14 protein-coding genes and 1 tRNA gene are annotated in these 17658 nt (G+C 67.8%); 12 read left to right on the forward strand and 3 right to left on the reverse strand.

The window, feature by feature from the left end; translation table 11 throughout:
* The first annotated feature begins 66 nt into the window (after positions 1-66).
* The 7 genes from AC1DEM_RS01060 to AC1DEM_RS01090 all read left to right on the forward strand — a co-directional run bounded on the left by AC1DEM_RS01060 (position 67) and on the right by AC1DEM_RS01090 (position 11562).
* Entirely contained in the window at positions 67-1203 is a 1137-nt protein-coding gene (locus AC1DEM_RS01060) for a GuaB3 family IMP dehydrogenase-related protein (protein ID WP_476882698.1), read from the forward strand.
* 93 nt (positions 1204-1296) lie between these two features.
* Positions 1297-3048, forward strand: a complete 1752-nt coding sequence (locus AC1DEM_RS01065) for a glycerol-3-phosphate dehydrogenase/oxidase (RefSeq protein ID WP_476882699.1) — start codon at positions 1297-1299, stop codon at positions 3046-3048.
* An 89-nt stretch (positions 3049-3137) separates the two neighbouring features.
* Positions 3138-3626, forward strand: coding sequence for a PTS sugar transporter subunit IIA (locus tag AC1DEM_RS01070; protein WP_476882700.1), 489 nt, complete (start codon positions 3138-3140; stop codon positions 3624-3626).
* Between the two features lie 185 nt (positions 3627-3811).
* The gene (locus tag AC1DEM_RS01075; RefSeq protein WP_476882701.1) at positions 3812-4759 is read left to right on the forward strand and encodes an SURF1 family protein; all 948 of its coding nucleotides are present in this window, start codon (positions 3812-3814) and stop codon (positions 4757-4759) included.
* Complete coding sequence (locus AC1DEM_RS01080; RefSeq protein WP_476882702.1) at positions 4756-5265, forward strand: DUF3817 domain-containing protein; 510 nt, start codon at positions 4756-4758, stop codon at positions 5263-5265. The genes AC1DEM_RS01075 and AC1DEM_RS01080 overlap by 4 nt, the downstream gene beginning before the upstream one ends.
* A gap of 183 nt (positions 5266-5448) precedes the next feature.
* Positions 5449-7038 carry a glutamine-hydrolyzing GMP synthase gene (guaA, locus tag AC1DEM_RS01085; protein WP_476882703.1) on the forward strand — a complete coding sequence of 530 codons (1590 nt, stop codon included), beginning with the start codon at positions 5449-5451 and terminating at the stop codon, positions 7036-7038.
* A gap of 297 nt (positions 7039-7335) precedes the next feature.
* Positions 7336-11562: an AAA family ATPase gene (locus AC1DEM_RS01090; RefSeq protein WP_476882704.1), complete on the forward strand. Its 4227-nt coding sequence runs from the start codon at positions 7336-7338 to the stop codon at positions 11560-11562.
* 100 nt (positions 11563-11662) lie between these two features.
* Here AC1DEM_RS01090 and AC1DEM_RS01095 read toward each other — a convergent pair whose 3' ends face one another.
* The 3 genes from AC1DEM_RS01095 to AC1DEM_RS01105 all read right to left on the reverse strand — a co-directional run bounded on the left by AC1DEM_RS01095 (position 11663) and on the right by AC1DEM_RS01105 (position 13755).
* Positions 11663-12286: an RcpC/CpaB family pilus assembly protein gene (locus AC1DEM_RS01095; protein WP_476882705.1), complete on the reverse strand. Its 624-nt coding sequence runs from the start codon at positions 12284-12286 to the stop codon at positions 11663-11665.
* A gap of 435 nt (positions 12287-12721) precedes the next feature.
* Positions 12722-12976 carry an FmdB family zinc ribbon protein gene (locus AC1DEM_RS01100; RefSeq protein ID WP_476882706.1) on the reverse strand — a complete coding sequence of 85 codons (255 nt, stop codon included), beginning with the start codon at positions 12974-12976 and terminating at the stop codon, positions 12722-12724.
* A 155-nt stretch (positions 12977-13131) separates the two neighbouring features.
* Positions 13132-13755 carry a 5-formyltetrahydrofolate cyclo-ligase gene (locus AC1DEM_RS01105; protein WP_476882707.1) on the reverse strand — a complete coding sequence of 208 codons (624 nt, stop codon included), beginning with the start codon at positions 13753-13755 and terminating at the stop codon, positions 13132-13134.
* Between the two features lie 106 nt (positions 13756-13861).
* Between AC1DEM_RS01105 and galU the strand changes: the two genes are divergently transcribed.
* The 5 genes from galU (at position 13862) to AC1DEM_RS01130 (ending at position 17587) form a co-directional block, all read left to right on the forward strand.
* Positions 13862-14779, forward strand: coding sequence for a UTP--glucose-1-phosphate uridylyltransferase GalU (galU, locus tag AC1DEM_RS01110; protein WP_476882708.1), 918 nt, complete (start codon positions 13862-13864; stop codon positions 14777-14779).
* A gap of 5 nt (positions 14780-14784) precedes the next feature.
* Positions 14785-15405, forward strand: a complete 621-nt coding sequence (locus AC1DEM_RS01115; protein ID WP_476882709.1) for a GNAT family N-acetyltransferase — start codon at positions 14785-14787, stop codon at positions 15403-15405.
* 142 nt (positions 15406-15547) lie between these two features.
* A complete protein-coding gene (locus AC1DEM_RS01120) occupies positions 15548-16546 on the forward strand; it encodes a hypothetical protein (protein ID WP_476882906.1) in 999 nt (332 codons plus the stop codon).
* A gap of 109 nt (positions 16547-16655) precedes the next feature.
* Entirely contained in the window at positions 16656-17468 is an 813-nt protein-coding gene (locus tag AC1DEM_RS01125; protein WP_476882710.1) for an SDR family oxidoreductase, read from the forward strand.
* A 46-nt stretch (positions 17469-17514) separates the two neighbouring features.
* Positions 17515-17587, forward strand: a tRNA-Ala gene (locus AC1DEM_RS01130).
* The last annotated feature ends 71 nt before the right edge of the window (positions 17588-17658 follow it).

Here is a 17658-nt window from a genome sequence, read left to right on the forward strand (position 1 = left end):
CCGCCCCAGCATGACGCCGCAGTACGCCGAAGCGGCGCCCCGCGTCCGCTGGGATAACCTAGAGCAGTGACTTACGAGATTGAGATTGGCCGAGGCAAGCGTGGGCGTCGTGCCTACTCCCTGGATGACATTGCGATCGTCCCCAACCGGCGCACCCGTGACCCCAAGGACGTCTCCGTCTCCTGGCAGATCGATGCCTACAAGTTCGAGATGCCCGTCATCGCGGCGCCGATGGATTCGGCCATGTCGCCGGAAACCGTCATCGCCCTGGGCCGCCTCGGCGGACTCGGCGTGCTCGACCTCGAAGGCCTGTGGACCAGGTACGAGAACCCGCAGTCCGTGCTGGACGAGATCGGGGGCCTCACGGACGAGACCAACAGCCCCGCCGTCACCCGGCGCATGCAGGAGCTCTACCAGGCGCCGATCCAGCCCGAGCTGATCACCTCGCGCCTCGCCGAGATCCGCGCCGCCGGCGTTACGGTGGCCGGCTCACTGACCCCGCAGCGCACGCAGGAACACTACAAGACCGTGCTGGCCGCCGGCGTCGATATCTTCGTCATCCGCGGAACCACGGTCTCGGCCGAGCACGTCTCCAAGGACCACGAGCCGCTGAACCTCAAGCAGTTCATCTACGAACTCGACGTCCCCGTGATCGTCGGCGGAGCGGCCGGCTACACCCCGGCCCTGCACCTGATGCGCACCGGTGCCGCCGGCGTGCTGGTCGGCTTCGGCGGCGGAGCGACCACCACCACCCGCCGCGCCCTGGGCATCCACTCGCCGATGGCCTCCGCCATCTCCGACGTCGCGGCCGCCCGCCGCGACTACATGGACGAGTCCGGCGGACGCTACGTCCATGTGATCGCCGACGGCGGGATGGGATCCTCCGGTGACATCGTCAAGGCCATCGCCATGGGCGCCGACGCTGTGATGTTGGGCAGCGCCCTGGCCCGCGCCGACGAAGCCCCCGGCAAAGGCTGGCACTGGGGCCAGGAAGCCCACCACCTCGAACTGCCCCGCGGCGACAGGGTCAACGTCGGAACGGTGGGCCCGCTCGAAGAAGTCCTGTTCGGACCCGGCCACCACACCAACGGCACCTCCAACCTCATCGGAGCGCTGCGCCGTTCGATGGCCACCACCGGCTACTCGGACCTGAAGGAATTCCAGCGCGTCGACGTCGTCGTCTCGCCCTACGCCGGCAACTGAACCCCACGCTGGCGGTTGTTTGACCCTGCCCATCCGGGATACTTGGACGTAGTCTGGTGCCCTAACGAGGTTTGACCCGGATGGAGGCGTGACATGAACAGTTTTCCCGGCGGTTCTGCCGTGGCCGGAGGTGCCCTTGGACCTGCGGAACGCGAGGCTTCAATCACGGTGCTCAGGGGTAGCACCGCCCCCGGTAAAGAGCTCGACATCCTGATCGTGGGCGGAGGCATTGTGGGCGCCGGCGCCGCCCTCGACGCCGTCACCCGCGGGCTCAGCGTCGGCATCGTCGAGGCCAATGACTGGGCCGCGGGGACGTCGTCTCGTTCCTCGAAGCTCATCCACGGTGGCCTCCGGTACCTCGAAATGCTCGACTTCGCGCTGGTCAAAGAGGCGCTACACGAACGCGGTCTCATTCTCTCCGTGCTGGCACCGCACCTGGCCCGGCCGGTCCCGTTCCTGTACCCGCTCCACAAGAAGTTCGTGGAACGGCCGTACATCGGCGCCGGAATCGCCCTCTACGACGCGATGTCCATCACCGGCGGGCACAGCCGCGGCGTCCCCTTCCACAAACACCTGACCCGGCGCGGAACCCTGCGCGCCGCCCCCAGCCTCAAGGACGACGCCTTCGTCGGCTCCATCCGCTACTACGACGGGCAAGTAGACGACGCCAAGTACGTCGCCAACCTCGTGCGGACCGCTGCGCACTACGGCGCCCATGCGGTCAACCAGATGTCGGTTGTCGACTTCGTGCGCGAAGGCGAGCGCGTGGTCGGCGCCAAGGTGGTCAATCACGAGGACGGCTCCAGCTTCAAAATCCGGGCCAAGCAGGTCATCAACGCCACCGGGGTCTGGACCGACGAAACCCAGGCGATGGTGACGGACCGCGGGCAGCTCAAGGTGCGGGCCTCCAAGGGCATCCACCTCGTGGTGCCCCGCGACCGGATCCAGTCCACGGTGGGGCTGATCCTGCGTACCGAGAAGTCCGTCCTGTTCGTGATCCCTTGGGGCAGGCACTGGATCATCGGAACCACGGACACCGACTGGCACCTCGATAAGGCCCACCCCGCGGCCTCCAGCAAGGACATCGACTACCTGCTGGAGCACGTCAACAAGGTCCTCAAGCGCCCGCTGACCCGAGAGGACGTCGAGGGCGTCTACGCGGGACTGCGTCCACTGCTTGCCGGGGAAAGCGATTCCACCGCGAAGCTGTCCCGGGAACACGTGGTGGCCCACCCCGTACCGGGCCTCGTGGTGGTGGCAGGCGGTAAATGGACCACCTACCGGGTCATGGCCAAGGATGCGGTCGACGAGGCAACACGCAGCATGGACGAGCGCGTCCCGCCCAGCTGCACGGAGTCCGTCCCGCTGTTGGGGGCGAGCGGTTTCAAGGCCGCGTGGAACCAGCGGAACCGGATGGCCGAGGAGACCGGCGTCCACGTGGCCCGGATCGAACACCTGCTCAACCGTTACGGTGCCATGACGCCTGAGGTGCTGGCGCTCATCGCCGGCAACCCGGAACTGGCCGAGCCGCTGCCGGGCGCGGACGACTACCTGGCCGCCGAAGCCGTTTACGCGGCCACGCACGAGGGCGCCCGCCATGTCCAGGACGTCCTGACCCGCCGCACGCGGATTTCGATCGAGGCGTGGGACCGCGGTGTGTCCGCCGCCCCGGTAGTCGCTAAACTGATCGGAGACGTTCTCGGCTGGAGTGATGCGCAGCGTGAGGGCGAGATCAAGCACTATCTGGCCCGGGTTGATGCCGAGCGCCTGAGCCAGCAGCAGCCGGACGACGAATCCGCCGACGCCGCACGGCTGGGCGTGGAGGACATCGTGCCCCTGCGCTGAGACGCAGCGCCGGCCGGCAGTGCAGATTACAACGCTAGTCATTGGACTGCCGGCCGGCGTGCACTGACGCCACTTCGAAGGGACATCTCTTGGCGGAACCACTGGACCGGTACGACGCCGAGCTCACCACACCCGACATGGTGATCCTCGAAATGGATGCCTCGGACAAGCTCGACGCCACATCCCAGCTCGCTGAACGCGTGCACGCGGCCGGACGAATTTCCGATCTGGAGGGTTTCCTCAAACAGGTCAACGCCAGGGAGCACCAGCTCGCCACCGGCCTGCCCGGGGGTGTTGGCCTGCCGCACGCCCGGAGCGAGCTGGTCTCCCAGACCTCCATCGCGGTCGGCATCACCAAGTACGGCAGGGCGCTCGACTTCGGCGCAGCGGACGGCCCGGCCACAGTGATTCTGCTCATCGCCACCCCGGCAAGCTCCTTCTCCGATCACCTGGAAGTGCTCGCGACACTGGCACGCTCACTGTCGAAGGAGTCCTTCCGCGAGTCGCTCCGCCGCGCCTACGACGCCGAAGTAATCGCCGAACTCATCAACTCCAGCCTGGTGTTCTTCGACCACTAAAGATTGGGGCAGGCCCTTTCGTGTCGACTCCGTCGCCACGCAGGGACCCGGCTGCCCCACTCTAGGGGCAGGCCCTTTCGTGTCGACTCCGTCGCCACGCAGGGACCCGGCTGCCCCACTCTAGGGGCAGGCCCATCAGGAGGCCCGTTTCGCTGTTCTACACAGGGACGAAGTACGGTTAAGGGGTGCTGAAAACTGCCCTCAAACCCCGCTGGATCGCAGGACTCGTGTTCGCGATCGCCATTTCCGGGGTCTTTGTGCTGCTCAGCCAGTGGCAGTTTGGCCGTTCGACGCAGGCGGAAGCCCCGGTCTCCACCACCACGGAGGAGACGCGCCAGCTCACCGCGGTCCTGCAGCCGGGCGGATTCTTCCCCGGCTCGGTGGCTGATCAGATGGTCTCCGCCACCGGCACCTACGACCCCCAGAAGCAGGTCCTGGTCCCGGGCCGGCTCAACGACGGGGCGAAGGGCTACTGGATCGTCTCCGCCTTCGCGGTCAAGAATGCCCCGGCGCTGTTGGGCGGCGGGGCAACGCCGCAGACCTGGATTCCGGTCGCGCGCGGCTGGGTGGCGGATCCCGCCGACGCGGTGGCGCCGCCGTCGGGCACCATCGAACTGACAGGACGGCTATTGCCCTCCGAGTCCCCGCTGCCGAACACCGATCCCGGGCCCGGCCGTGCCACCGCCGTCTCGGTCGCCGAGCTCATCAATGACTGGAACGTCAGCAGCTACCCGGGCTTCGTCGCCGCGAGCACCGAACTGTCCGGCGGCACCGACGTCGGGCCCTCCGCTGCCGGCGGCGACGTCAAGCCGCTCCGGATCGGCCCGCAGCCGCCCGCGCAGCAGCTCAACTGGCTGAACCTCTTCTATTCCGTGGAATGGGTGGTCTTTGCCGGCTTCGCGTTGTTCATCTGGTGGCGGCTGGTCAAGGACGACTACCGCCGGGACCTCGAAGACGAGCTCGACGAGGAACTGGGCGGGGACGAGCCCCACGCCGGACCCCACCCGGCCGAACCTCATCCAGCAGAACCCGATCCAGCCCAGCAGCCCACGGCCGAACCCCATAACGCCGAACAGGCCACCGACCCGCATCCCACAGCCCCCCACCCCACAAACCCGAGAGTGCAATCATGATCGAGCCCCAGCCCGCCATCCAGCCGCAGACAACCAACGGCACGGGGAAGGCCGGCAAGAAGCGCCGCTTTGGCGGCACCGAGGCCCAAATCCGGTCCGCCCTGAAGTTCTACAAGGTGCTCGCCTACCTGACCGGCACCATGCTGCTGCTGCTCTGCGCCGAACTGATCGCCCGGTACGGCTTCGGGCAGTACCTCTTCGCCGGCGGCACCAACGCCATCACCGGCCAGCCGTTCGGCCTCGGATTCGCCGACGCCGAGCCTGCCGGGGTGATCGGGGGCGTCAACCTCTCCATCACGGTCCTAATCGTGCACGGCTGGATGTACGTTGTTTACCTGATTTCCAACTTCCGGCTGTGGTCGCTCATGCGCTGGCCGTTCACCAAGCTGGTGGTGATGGCCCTGGGCGGCGTCGTGCCGTTCCTGTCCTTCTTCGTCGAGAAGAAATTCCACGCAGAGGTCGAGGCCGAACTCGCGGCGAACCCGCAGGCACCGCAGCGGTACTAGGCCCGGTACTGAACGCCGGCGGTACTGAACGCCTGTGATTCTGAACCCCGGCGGTTCTGGAGGGGGCCACGACGCCGGTAGCCGCCGTCGGACGTGTGAGTTCGCTTACCTCCGCCCGTGATTCGGGGCCCGCTCCGGCTTCTCAATGTGCGGGCGGGCAGCGGTGCAAAGTAGGCTAGTGGGGTGACTACTCCCTCTGCACCCCAGACGTCCCACAGGCCCGTACTGGTTGTTGACTACGGTGCCCAGTACGCGCAGCTGATTGCCCGCCGCGTCCGGGAAGCGAATGTGTATTCGGAAGTGGTTCCGCATACGTACAGCACCGAGCAGCTGCTGGCCAAGAACCCCTCCGCGATCATCCTTTCGGGCGGCCCCTCGAGCGTCTACGCCGACGGCGCCCCCCGCGTCGGCGCCGACCTCTTCGAGGCCGGTGTCCCGGTCTTCGGCATCTGCTACGGCTTCCAGGCTATGGCCAACGCCCTGGGCGGCAAGGTGGCCCAGACGGGGCTCCGTGAATACGGCGCCACCGAGACCACCACCCTGGGCGAGGGCCGGTCCATCCTGGCCGGCATGCCCCAGCACCAGAGCACCTGGATGAGCCACGGCGACTCCGTCCATGAGGCCCCCGAGGGCTTTGAGGTCCTCGCGACGACGGCCGGCGCCGACGTCGCCGCGTTCGCCAATGAGGACAAGCGCCTCTACGGCGTCCAGTGGCACCCCGAGGTCAAGCACTCGGCCTACGGCCAGCAGGTCCTGGAAAACTTCCTCTTCAAGGGCGCCGGGCTGGAACCGAACTGGACCACCGGCAACATCCTGGAAGAACAGGTCCAGCGCATCCGCGACCAGATCGGCGACTCCCGGGTCATCTGCGGCCTGTCCGGCGGCGTCGACTCGGCAGTGGCCGCCGCCCTGGTCCAGCGCGCAGTCGGCGACCAGCTGACCTGCGTCTTCGTGGACCACGGGCTGCTGCGCGAGGGTGAAGCCGAACAAGTCGAACGCGACTTCGTGGCCGCCACCGGCGTCAAGCTCTACGTGGCCAACGAGCAGGAGCGCTTCCTGAGCGCCCTCGCCGGCGTCAGCGATCCCGAGACCAAGCGCAAGATCATCGGCCGCGAATTCATCCGCGCCTTCGAGGAAGCCGAACTGGCGATCATCGCCGAGGCAGCGGCGCACGGCGACAAGATCAAGTTCCTCGTCCAGGGCACCCTGTACCCCGACGTCGTCGAATCCGGCGGCGGCGAAGGTGCGGCCAACATCAAGAGCCACCACAACGTGGGCGGGCTCCCCGAGGACCTGCAGTTTGAACTCGTTGAGCCGCTGCGCGCCCTGTTCAAGGACGAGGTCCGCGCGGTCGGTGCCCAGCTTGGCCTGCCGCAGGAAATCGTCGGACGCCAGCCCTTCCCCGGCCCGGGCCTCGGCATCCGGATCGTCGGCGATGTCACCCAGGAACGCCTGGACTTGCTCCGCAAGGCCGACGCGATCGCCCGCGCCGAACTGACCGCCGCCGGACTGGATGACGAAGTGTGGCAGATGCCCGTGGTGCTGCTGGCGGACGTCCGCAGCGTCGGCGTCCAAGGCGACGGCCGCACCTACGGACACCCGATTGTCCTGCGCCCCGTGTCCTCCGAGGACGCCATGACCGCCGACTGGTCGCGGCTGCCCTACGATCTCCTGGCCCGGATTTCCAACCGGATCACCAACGAGGTGGACGGCGTCAACCGCGTGGTGCTGGATGTGACCAGCAAGCCGCCGGGAACCATCGAGTGGGAATAGCAATGTGAATGGCCGGCCTTTCGAGGCCGGCCTTTTCATTTTTGTTCCTGACAATTCAAGCCGAATTTCGCGCCGCCCAGTGTTGCGGCGCCTCACGTGCGGGGGATTCGGGCTACCCTCGAAAGCATGCCGGTATGGTCCAAGGCGTCCCGCGCGAGCCAGACAACCGCGAGCACACAAAACGCGGCCAGGGAAAGCGCGAACGCAACACAGACGAGCGTTCATACGCCGAACGCGCCAGAGTCGAGCCCGCCACGGTCCGGCACAGAGAAGTCGAGCACAGAAAAGAAGGCAGCAGTGTCAGTTGGTCAAGGCCACCCCGAGGGCTCCGAGGAGTTCAGGAAATGGCTGTCGGGGCTCAAGCCCGTCACCGGAGCAGATACCATGCTGCGCTTCACCAAGACGCCCGAAGGCTCGATCGACCTCACCCATGCCCATCCGTCAGGGCTCGCCCAGCTGATGGCAGGCCGGCGAACCCGGCTCTCCACCCTGATCCGCGACCGCCAGCAGTACGTCGTCGCGGCCAGAGCATCGCGCAACCTGCGCTCCAAGATCTTCGAACTCGCCAATGACCGCGGCATCGACGCGGGCTATTTCTCGGCCGGCACCGTCGTCTGGACCTCCGCTGTGGGGGGCAAGCCACAACGGATCTCTGCCCCGGTCATGCTCACCGCCATTTCCCTCACGGTGCGCCCCGGTGAGGACGACTACGAACTGCAACTCACCGAACAGGCGCAAATAAACCCGGCGCTGGTCCGGCACCTCAAATCAGTTCACGGGATCGTCTTTGACGTCAACGCGGTCACGCGGATGGCGTACAGCACGGCCCGTTATGACCCCCAGCCCGTTCTGGACCGCCTGGGCACCCTGGTCCAGCCGATCCACGGCGCGGAGATCGAGCACAATCTGCTCGTCTCCACCTTTTCCGATCTCTCCGGCAACCTCGATGATCCGTGGATCAACCAGAACAACCCCATTGTCACCGCGCTGGCACGGTCCGGTTCCGGCGAACGGGTCGATGTGCCCGTGCTGGTGCCCGGCCGCTTCCCCAGCACGGATGAGCGGGACCCCGCCGAGGAGCTCTTGCTGCTCGACGCCGACACGGACCAGCAGTATGTCATCGACGCCGTCCGCGCCGGCGACTCGCTGGTGGTCAGCAGCCCTCCCGGCACCGGCCAGACCCAGACGGTCATTAACACCGTCGGCGCCCTCGTGGACGAGGGCAAATCCGTCCTGGTGGTGGGGGACAGGCGGGCCAGCCTCGCCGAGATCTCTGCACAGCTCGATGGTCTTGGCCTGGATTCCGTGCTCCTGCAGCTGACCGGCAACGCCAACCCGCTGCAGCTCAAGGGCCAGCTGGTCCGGGCGATCGTCCGCAACGAGAAGTCGCTCCAGCCGCAGCTGAGCAACTTGCACGCCACACTGACCGGGCACCGCCACGCCCTGATGGAGCATGTCGCCTCCCTGCACAACGTCCGGGCGCGCTGGGGCTGTTCGCCGTACGAGGCCATGCAGTCGCTGGCAGAGCTGACCTCCATCCAGCCGGCGCCGGCGACGACGGTCCGGCTCAAGCGCAGCGTGCTGGACAACATCCGCGACCGCGAGGAGCTGGCCGGCCGGCTCCGCCGCGCTGCCGAGCTCGGCAGCTTCAGCCGCGCGTCGACCACCAGTCCCTGGCACGGCGCGCGCCTGCTCACGCGCAAGGAGACGCAGGAAGCGCAGAACGTCGCCCAGTCCGTGGCAGAGAAACTGCCCTTGCTCCGCGGCCGCATGGACGCCGTTTCGGAACACGCAGAGATCCGGCTCGGCGGGACCTTCGCCGAATGGGGCGAACAGATCGAACTGCTCGTGGCCGTCCGCGAGAGCCTGGACAAGTTCACTCCCGACATCTTTGACCGGCCCGTCCATGATTTGATCTCCGCCACGGCGTCCTCCAGTTGGCGCAGGGAACGCGGGATCGAGATGCCGTCCATGCAGCGCTCACGCCTGCGCCGGGTGGCCAAGGAGTACGTCCGGCCCGGTGTGCACATCGCGGACCTGCACAGTTCCCTGATCCTCGTGCAAGAGCAGCGCGCCGCCTGGTCCGGGTACGCCACCACGCAGCGGCACCCGGCGGTGCCGTCGGGGCTGGCCGAAATCTCGGGCCTGTACCGGGAACTCGCTGCGGAACTGGCCGAACTCGGCCAGGCGGTCAAGCACACCCCCGCCGGCGGCGACCTGGACCGCGCGCCGTACGACGAACTTCTGCCCCGGGTGCGGCGGCTTGTCGCCGACACCGCGACCCTGGAAACCCTGCCGGAGCGCACCCTTCTTGTCGAGAGCATGCGTGAGCACGGCCTCGGCGAGCTCCTCGCTGACCTTGCCGAGCGCGAGGTTCCGGAGCGATCGGTGACCGCCGAGCTGGAGCTGGCCTGGTGGCAGTCGGCCCTGGAAGCCATGATCAGCGGCGATGACTATCTCGCCATGTCAGACGGCGACGCCCTGCGCCAGCTTGAGGCCGAATACCGGCTCGCCGACAACGCCCACATCGCCAGCGGCGCTGCCCGGCTGCGATGGAACCTGTCCGAACGCTGGCGTACGGCAATCGCGGCGTACCCCCGCCAGGCCGAGCTGTTGCGCAGCCTGCTCAAGGACGGCCGGGTGACCCTGGCAGCCCTGAGCGGCCAGGCGCGGGAACTGCTGCCCACCCTCGTGCCGGTATGGTCTGTCAGCCCCTACCTCCTGACGGGCCTCCTGCCGATCGAGCAGACCTTCGACGCCGTAGTGATCCTGGACGCGGAGACGACCTCGCTGCAGGCAGTCCTCCCGGCCATCGCCCGCTCCCGGCAGGTCATCGCCTTCGGCGACGAACAGATCGCCAGCCCCCGGACCTTTACGGTGGGCGTCGAGCGGCTCGCGGCGGGGGAGAGCTCCTACCAAAGCGTTGAGAGCTCGTACCGGGCGCTGTCCGCCGTGCTTCCGATCAGGAACCTGCGGACTGTCTACCGTGCGGTCGATGAAGATCTGGTCCGCCAGCTCAGCAAGGGTTATTACGGCGGGGAACTTACCAGGCTCCCTGAAGGACAATCCGCCACGGGCCTGGACCGTACCCTCAGCGTGGAGTATCTCCCCGACGGCACGGGGCTGCCCAGCGCCGACCACGACGGCGTTGAATCGGTTGTTGCCGAGGTCAACCGCGCGGTGGAACTCGTCTTCGAACACGCCCGACTCCGGCCCCGGACCTCGCTGGCCGTGGTGACCGGCAGCCTTCGCCACGCCGCCCGGATTGGCGAGGCCATCAGGGCACAGCTGCCCAACTACCCCATGCTCGGCAGCTTCTTCACAGCGGGGGACGAGTCCTTCCGCGTGGTGGATCTGGAACGGGCCCAGGGCCTGGTCCGTGACCACGTCATCTTTTCCCCGGGCTACGGCCGCACCCCGCATGGGCGCACCCTCCACAGCCTCGGGCCGCTCTCCACTGAGGGGGGCCGCGCCAAATTCGCACTGGCCATGACCCGTGCCCGCCGGTCCCTGCACGTGCTCAGTTGCTTCCGCCCCGAAGACCTCGATGTCAGCCGCCTCAGCCACGGCGCCGTGGACTTCTACGAACTGCTGGACCGTGAGATCGCTGGCAATACTGATCTTGGCAGCCCCGCCTCCCGGGCCGCGGCCAGCGAGCAGGCGCTCGGCGCCGATCCGCTGGTGGCCGACCTGGGCGACCGGCTGCGCGCACGCGGGGCACGGGTGTGGCACCAATACGACGGCGTCCTGAACATGGTGGCGGCCGCCGATCCCATGACGACGATCGGCCAGGATGATGCGGAGATTCCCCGTCCGGTGGCGATCGAGTCGGATGGCACCGGCCAGTACCGGCGGATGAGCGTCCGGGAACGGAGCCGACTCCGGCCCCAGCTCCTGGAACGGCTTGGCTGGCGCTACATGCCACTGTGGACCATAGAGGTCTTCACCGACCCCTCGGCCTGCGCCGATCGGATTGGCGGTTACCTCGGGTTGGAGAAGCCTCCCATTCCCAGCCGGCTCCGGACATCGCACGGGTTCTTTGACGACGACATCGAGCACCTGGCGATTGACGAGGCGCGGGCCGCGGAGTACCACGTGGCGGCCGAACCCGCGGGACGGGTAGTCCGGGGCTCCGAAGCTGCGGGCCAGGAATCGCGCCGGCAGGAGCCAGCACCAGGAATGACAGGCAATACAGGCAGTAAGGAGGCCGGCGACATGAGTGCGGACGGCGACATCCAAGGCAAAACCAACAACACCAGCAACACCGGCCCTAGCGAGGGCGACGCGACCGGCGGCGCTGAGCCCAGGACCGCTGAGCCGAAGGCCGGCGAGTTGGCGGGAGACGGGCCGGACCAGGAAGCAGCCACGGAGGCTTCCCGCCGTTCGGAGGCACAGGCCGCCGTCCCCGAAGGCGTGCTGCCGAACAAGGCTGCGGAAGACGACCCCCGGCGCTGGGGCGACCAACCTGACAATTACGATCATGACGCGTGGCTCCAAGAGCAGAAGCCACCGCACTGGGGCTGACGTTGGTAGCGGGCACCGCCGAGCCCGCGGGTAGCGTTGCAGGCCGCGACCGGCGGCGCGGACTGCCCGGGCTTCAGGCCGGCGGACGACTGCCCGGGCGCTAGCCCGGCGCGGCCGCCACAAGCACGAAGAACAGCTTGCCTTGGGTTGATGCCCCCGCCAGTCTTCGGGCCTGATCGGCCGCCGCTGCTACTACCACCAGCCCGTCAGTCTCCGCGGTGGCGGGCCACGGCCCTGACTTGCCGCCAGGCACTGACGTCCAGAGCACCGGAACGGCTTCGGCCAGGATTTGGCTTTCGCCGGCTCGGTCAAGGCCGTTGCCGCCGGTGAGCACCACGTTGACGAGCTGCCCGGGGGAGACCAGCTGGACGGAGGCCGGATCCGCCATCCTGAGCGGCACGGCCGCAGAGCCGGGCGGGCTTCCCGCGAGCAGGCCCGGGCCCAGGATCTGGGCGTCGGTGAGAAGCTGGCCCCGGCGCAGCGGTGCGGCCAGCTGTTTTCCCTCGAACGCGGCCTCGGTGCCGGGGTTGCCGGCAGGCACGAGGCCCGGCGGCACGCTGACGCTGCTGACATCGCCGGGCACCAGGGTCTTCCCGGCGGGAAGGTCTGCCGCTGCGGCGAAAGCAATGACGGTGTCAGCGGGCGCGGGAGTGAGCTGCTGAACCGTCAGGCCCGCGGGGATGCAGAACAGGAGGGCCGCGATAAGCCGCCGGTTCCGCTTCAACCAGCCGCGCAAACGGTGCTGCGCGGGGCGGCCGCGGGGCGGCCGCTGACCGGGGGGATCCGTGCGCGGGTTCCGGCTCCGGAACGGACGGCCAGCGGCGGACATGGTGGCGGCATGAAAGTTGGCGGGGCGGAACACCGCGCGGGCCCAGCGGCCGGAGCCTTCCACAGGCATTGGGCGGGCGGGTAGGGACGAGACCCAGGACAAAGGCGGGTACGACGTCCACAACGAAGACGGGGAAACCGCGGTGAGTGAAGGAGCCATGCCGCCACGCTACGGAGCCGCACGCATCGGCGGGAGCCACTGAACCGCCTATGTGGACAACGGCCAGCAGGCCCAAGGATTACGCTGACTCAGCCGGCCGCGGCCCACCTGGCGGGCCGGGTACTGGCGGGCCGGCGTCGAAGGGGCAGCCCGAAACCGGCAGATTCCCTGCTAGCCCGCGGCGGCGGGTGCAGGCGCGGGGGTGGCCGCCGGAGCTGCAGGAGCCGGGGAAACGGTGCTGCCCTTGGCGGCGCGTGAATCGGTCCGGTAGAAGCCGGAGCCCTTGAACACTACGCCGACGCTGTTGAACTTCTTGCGCAGCGTGCCCTGGCACTCGGGGCAGGACGTCAGGGAGTTGTCGCTGAACGACTGCACGATCTCGAAGGCGTGGCTGCAGTCCTTGCAGGCGTATGCATACGTGGGCACTGGAAATCCTCACTCTGGGGCAAACGAGCAGGTCCCGTGCTGCCGGACCGGAATCACTGCCGATATGCCTATCGGCCGGTTCCGCCCTTAGCAGTCGCAGGGCCTGAGTGCTAATTCTATCACCTTGGCACGACCCCATATCTGCCTGGGCGGCATCAGCCGAGCCGGATGATCCCGCCCGGGGTCACGGCCGCGTCGACCTTCCGGTCGAACGACTCGGCGGGAATGCTGCCCGCCGGCAGCACCTCCGTGTCATAGACGACGGCGGCAGTCGGCAGCGCCGTTGCCTCGGACGCGTCGCCGGACGCTGGGGACAGGGTGGCCAGGGCGGCAAGGAACTTGTCGTAGTAGCCGCCGCCTTGTCCGATCCGGTTGCCCGAGATATCCACGGCGGTGGCCGGGAGGATGATTGCGGTGGCGTCGCGCATTACCTCGGTGCCGTGGCGCTGCCCGACGGGCTCCTGGATGGGCGCGTACCGGCTGCGGACAAAACCGGACTTTGGAGTCCAGTACACCCAGCTGAGCTCGATTTCGGGTTCGCAAACCGGCAGCAGCACCCGGTGCCCGGCATCGGTCAGGGCAGTCAGCAGCGGCAGTGTGGGAGGTTCGGCGCCCACACCGAGGTACGCCGCAAATATGCCCTGGCGGCCGCGGGCCAGTCCGGAGGCCCACTGGAGCCCATAGCGTGCGATGCCGGCCGCGGCGGCATCTTGTGCGGCCAGCGGCAGTACGGAACGCACCGCCCTGTGGCTGGAGCGTATTTCCTCTTTTGACGCCATACTGGCCCGTCCTCTTGCCTCGTGCGGCCGCGACCCGCCGGGGAGGGCGGCCGGGCGGTTCGTATGATAATTACGCAATGATTGGTCCCTCCGTTAGATTAGTCGAGTGAATACACCCAACGCTTCCGTCCGTAAGGCCGTCATCCCCGCCGCGGGCCTTGGTACCAGGTTTCTTCCGGCGACGAAGGCCATGCCCAAGGAAATGCTGCCTGTCGTTGACAAACCGGCCATCCAGTACGTCGTCGAGGAGGCCGTGAATGTCGGCCTGAACGACATCCTGATGATCACTGGCCGCAACAAGCGGGCGTTGGAGGACCACTTCGACCGCGTTCCGGCGCTGGAGGCCACCCTCGAGGCGAAGGGCGACACGGCGAAGCTTGAGTCCATCCAGGCCGCCAGCAACCTCGGTGACATCCACTACGTCCGCCAGGGCGATCCCATGGGCCTCGGCCACGCCGTCCTCCGGGCCAAGCAGCACGTCGGGCAGGAGCCGTTCGCCGTCCTCCTGGGCGATGACCTCATCGACGCCCGCGATGAGCTGCTCAGCACCATGATCGAGGTCCAGGCCAAGACGGGCGGGTCAGTGGTCGCTTTGATCGAGGTGGATCCGTCCCAGATCAGCGCCTATGGCTGCGCCGACGTCGAGGCGATCGGCGGTGAGGACTACGTCCGCATCAATCAGCTGGTGGAGAAGCCCGACGTCGAGGACGCCCCGTCCAACCTCGCCGTGATTGGCCGCTATGTGTTGCACCCGGCCGTCTTTGAAGTCCTAGAACGGACCGCGCCCGGCCGTGGCGGAGAAATCCAGCTGACGGACGCGCTGCAGGAACTATCCGCCGGCACCGGCGAGGGCTACGGCGTGTACGGCGTTGTGTTCCGCGGCCGCCGCTACGACACCGGCGACAAGCTCAGCTACCTCAAGGCCTGCGTCCAGCTCGCCTGCGACAGTGAGGACCTCGGTCCGGGTCTGCGCGAATGGCTGCCCGGCTTCGCCTCCAGCCTGGCCCCCAGCCTCACAAAGTAATTCCCGTGGGGGGCAGCTTTACCTGGCCGGCGACTCTGGAGAGTGGCGACATCGTGTTGCGCCCGATCCGGTACCGGGACCGCAAGGAGTGGACTGCACTCCGGTCCCGTAACTGCGAATGGCTGGCCCCCTGGGAGGCGTCAAACCCCGCCCCCGGCGGCGGCCTGCCCGACTACCGGCAGATGGTGCGCTCGCTCAAGGCCCAGGCCGCACAGGCCACTGCCCTGCCCTTCGTGATCGCTGAATGGACGCCCGGCCACCAGGCCCCCGTGATCGTGGGGCAGCTGACGGTCTCCTCCATCGTGTGGGGATCGGCCATGATGGCGACCCTGGGCTATTGGGTCGACAAGGAGCGGGCCGGCCGGGGGATTGCCCCGACCGCCGTGGCCATGGCAACGGATTATTGCTTTGGCACCCTTGGCCTGCACCGCATGGAGATCAACATCAGGCCGGAGAACGCGCCCAGCCTGCGGGTGGTGGAGAAACTCGGCTTTCGTGACGAGGGATTCCGGCCCAGGTACTTGCACATCAACGGCGAATGGGCGGACCACCGTACCTTCGCGCTCACAGCTGAGGAAGTGCCGGAAGGCCTCCTCGCACGGTGGCTGAGGACCCACCAGGGCTGAACCTGTGATGGCCGCCTGACCAGCCACGACGCCCCGACGCGTGCCAGTGGCCGCCCCGCGCGCGACACACCTCTGACAATGCGGGGCAGTACCCCATATACCTCATACGGTTTTGAGTGTGGACTTCCCTCTTAGCAGCTCTGTGATCCTTGTCATTGCAGTTGCGCTCTGGATCGTGTGGGTGGCGCCTTACGTTCTCCGGAACGGGCGTCACCAGTTGCAGCCTGCAGGCGACTTTCTGGCGGACGTCATAGACATGGAACCAGCAGAGCCGCATGCGGGGAAGGTTATGAAAATGGCAGCGCAGCACGAGAAACCCATGAGCAGCGCCCAGCGCGCAAAACCGGCCGGCGGCACCCCAGGTGCTGGTGCCAGCACCGCGGCGACCTCTGGGGGGACTCCGATCTCTGCAGCTACCTCCCCGGCGTTCCGGATTCGTTGGGGACGGCTGATGCTGGCGGTAGCCGGGCTTCTGTCCCTCCTCACGGGAATGATATCCGCTGCCCTTCGACTCTTCGGGATCGGTTCGGGCTGGCTCCCGGCGATTGCCCTGCTGGGCGCCGTCGCCGCCGTGGCGCTGCTCCGCCGCCTGGCTGTCCGCGACCGCCGGCGGAAAATGAACGCCGCGTTCCGTGCCGCCATGGGCGGCCCGGAACGTGCCACTGCCCCGACCTCCGTGCCCGAGCAGGACCCCTCCCTTCCTGCCGTCCGTCCCGGTGCCCGGCCGGAAAGCCCGCTCTTTGACGCGGAAGCCGGCCGGGTCACGCCCGAGCCGGCGCCGAAGCCGCTGACCGCCCTGGAGCTCCGCCAGGCCGCCCTCGCCGAAGCGGCAGCCTCGGGGGATACCTCGGCGGCTGTGGCTGCCGAAACGGCGGGCGCTACGGAGGGCTCCAGCTGGGAGCCCGTCGAGGTTCCCAAGCCCACCTACGTCGAAGCGGCCAAGGCCGAACGAGCAGCCCCCATGCCCCTGGACCTCCCTGAAGCGCCCAAGGCCGTCGGGAAGCCGTCCCTCAAGCAGGCCTCCGCGCGGCCGGCCGCGTCGGATCCGCAGGCCGCCGACGATTCCGAGTCAAAGCAACTCAGCAAGGCCCAGAGCGCCCTGAGCAACCTGGACGATGTCCTCCAGCGGCGGCGCGCCTGATCCGGTCTGTTCCTCCGGAGATTTCGCCCCGGGCAGCCAGAAACGGCTGCCCGGGGTTTTCGTTTCCCCGCAGCATCGCTGGCGGGCTTCGTTGCGGTAGCCTCTGGTCATGACAAGGATCTGTGTCGCCGGCGGAACCGGCCAAGTTGGCCGTGAAGTGGTGCGCCGGGCGCTGGAGGCCGGGCACTCGGTGGCCGTCCTCAGCCGTAACCCACCGCCGGCCGGCACCTCCGCCAACATCGGGGGCGCGGAATACTTCCGCGCTGACGTGACGACGGGCGAAGGCGTCGCAGCCGCCCTGGCGGGCGCCGACGTCGTGATCGATTGTCTGGAGGGACGCTCCGGGAAGGCGCGCAAGAACTTCGCCGACGGCGGCGCCCGTCTTCTGGCCGCCGCCCAGGATGCGGGTGCGGCCAGGGCCGTCATGCTGTCCATCGTGAATTGCGATCGCAGCAAGTCCGCTTTCTACCGGTCGAAGGCCGCCAAAGAACACGTCTATGAGCTGTCCGGACTGGAGACAGTGGTGGTCCGTGCCACCCAGTTTCACTCATTGCTGGCGATGATGTTCGGCGCCGGCTCCAAGGTGCGAGTCATCCCCGTGGTGCGAGGCGCGCGCTTCCAGCCGGTGTCACCGGCGGACGCGGCAGCGGTGCTCCTGGAAACCGCCCTGGAACCGGCAGCGGTTCCGGTTGCGGGACCGCGGCACCGGGTGTTGAACCTCGGCGGCCCGGAGTCCAAGGACATGGCCGACTTTGCCCGGGAGTGGCAGCGGGCCACGGGCGTCAAGGGCCAACTGGTGCGCCTGCCGCTGCCCGGCGCGATGGGCCGCTATCTGCGCGAGGGGCTGAACCTGGTGCCGGAGGCGCGACACGGCAACGAGACATTCCGCGGCTGGCTGGAAAACAGCGCCGATGGTTTGTAGCCTAGGGACACCGGCAACGCCGTTCCCTCAGGACCGGCGTTGCTTCGGGGCTATAGCTCAGTTGGTAGAGCGCTTCGTTCGCATCGAAGAGGTCAGGAGTTCGAATCTCCTTAGCTCCACCCCTTTCAAGGCTGATGCCATCGGCCCGCGCCGCCCGCCGGTCCCCCCTTCCATAGGCTGCTGAGATTCA

Source organism: Arthrobacter sp. 05T420, assembly GCF_056396305.1.

Coding starts and splice junctions, on each gene's coding strand:
- AC1DEM_RS01065 (WP_476882699.1), top strand. CDS start 1,297: ATGAACAGTTTTCCCGGCGGTTCTGCCGTGGCCGGAGGTGCCCTTGGA.
- AC1DEM_RS01080 (WP_476882702.1), top strand. CDS start 4,756: ATGATCGAGCCCCAGCCCGCCATCCAGCCGCAGACAACCAACGGCACG.
- AC1DEM_RS01105 (WP_476882707.1), bottom strand. CDS start 13,755: ATGGCGTCAAAAGAGGAAATACGCTCCAGCCACAGGGCGGTGCGTTCC.
- AC1DEM_RS01125 (WP_476882710.1), top strand. CDS start 16,656: ATGACAAGGATCTGTGTCGCCGGCGGAACCGGCCAAGTTGGCCGTGAA.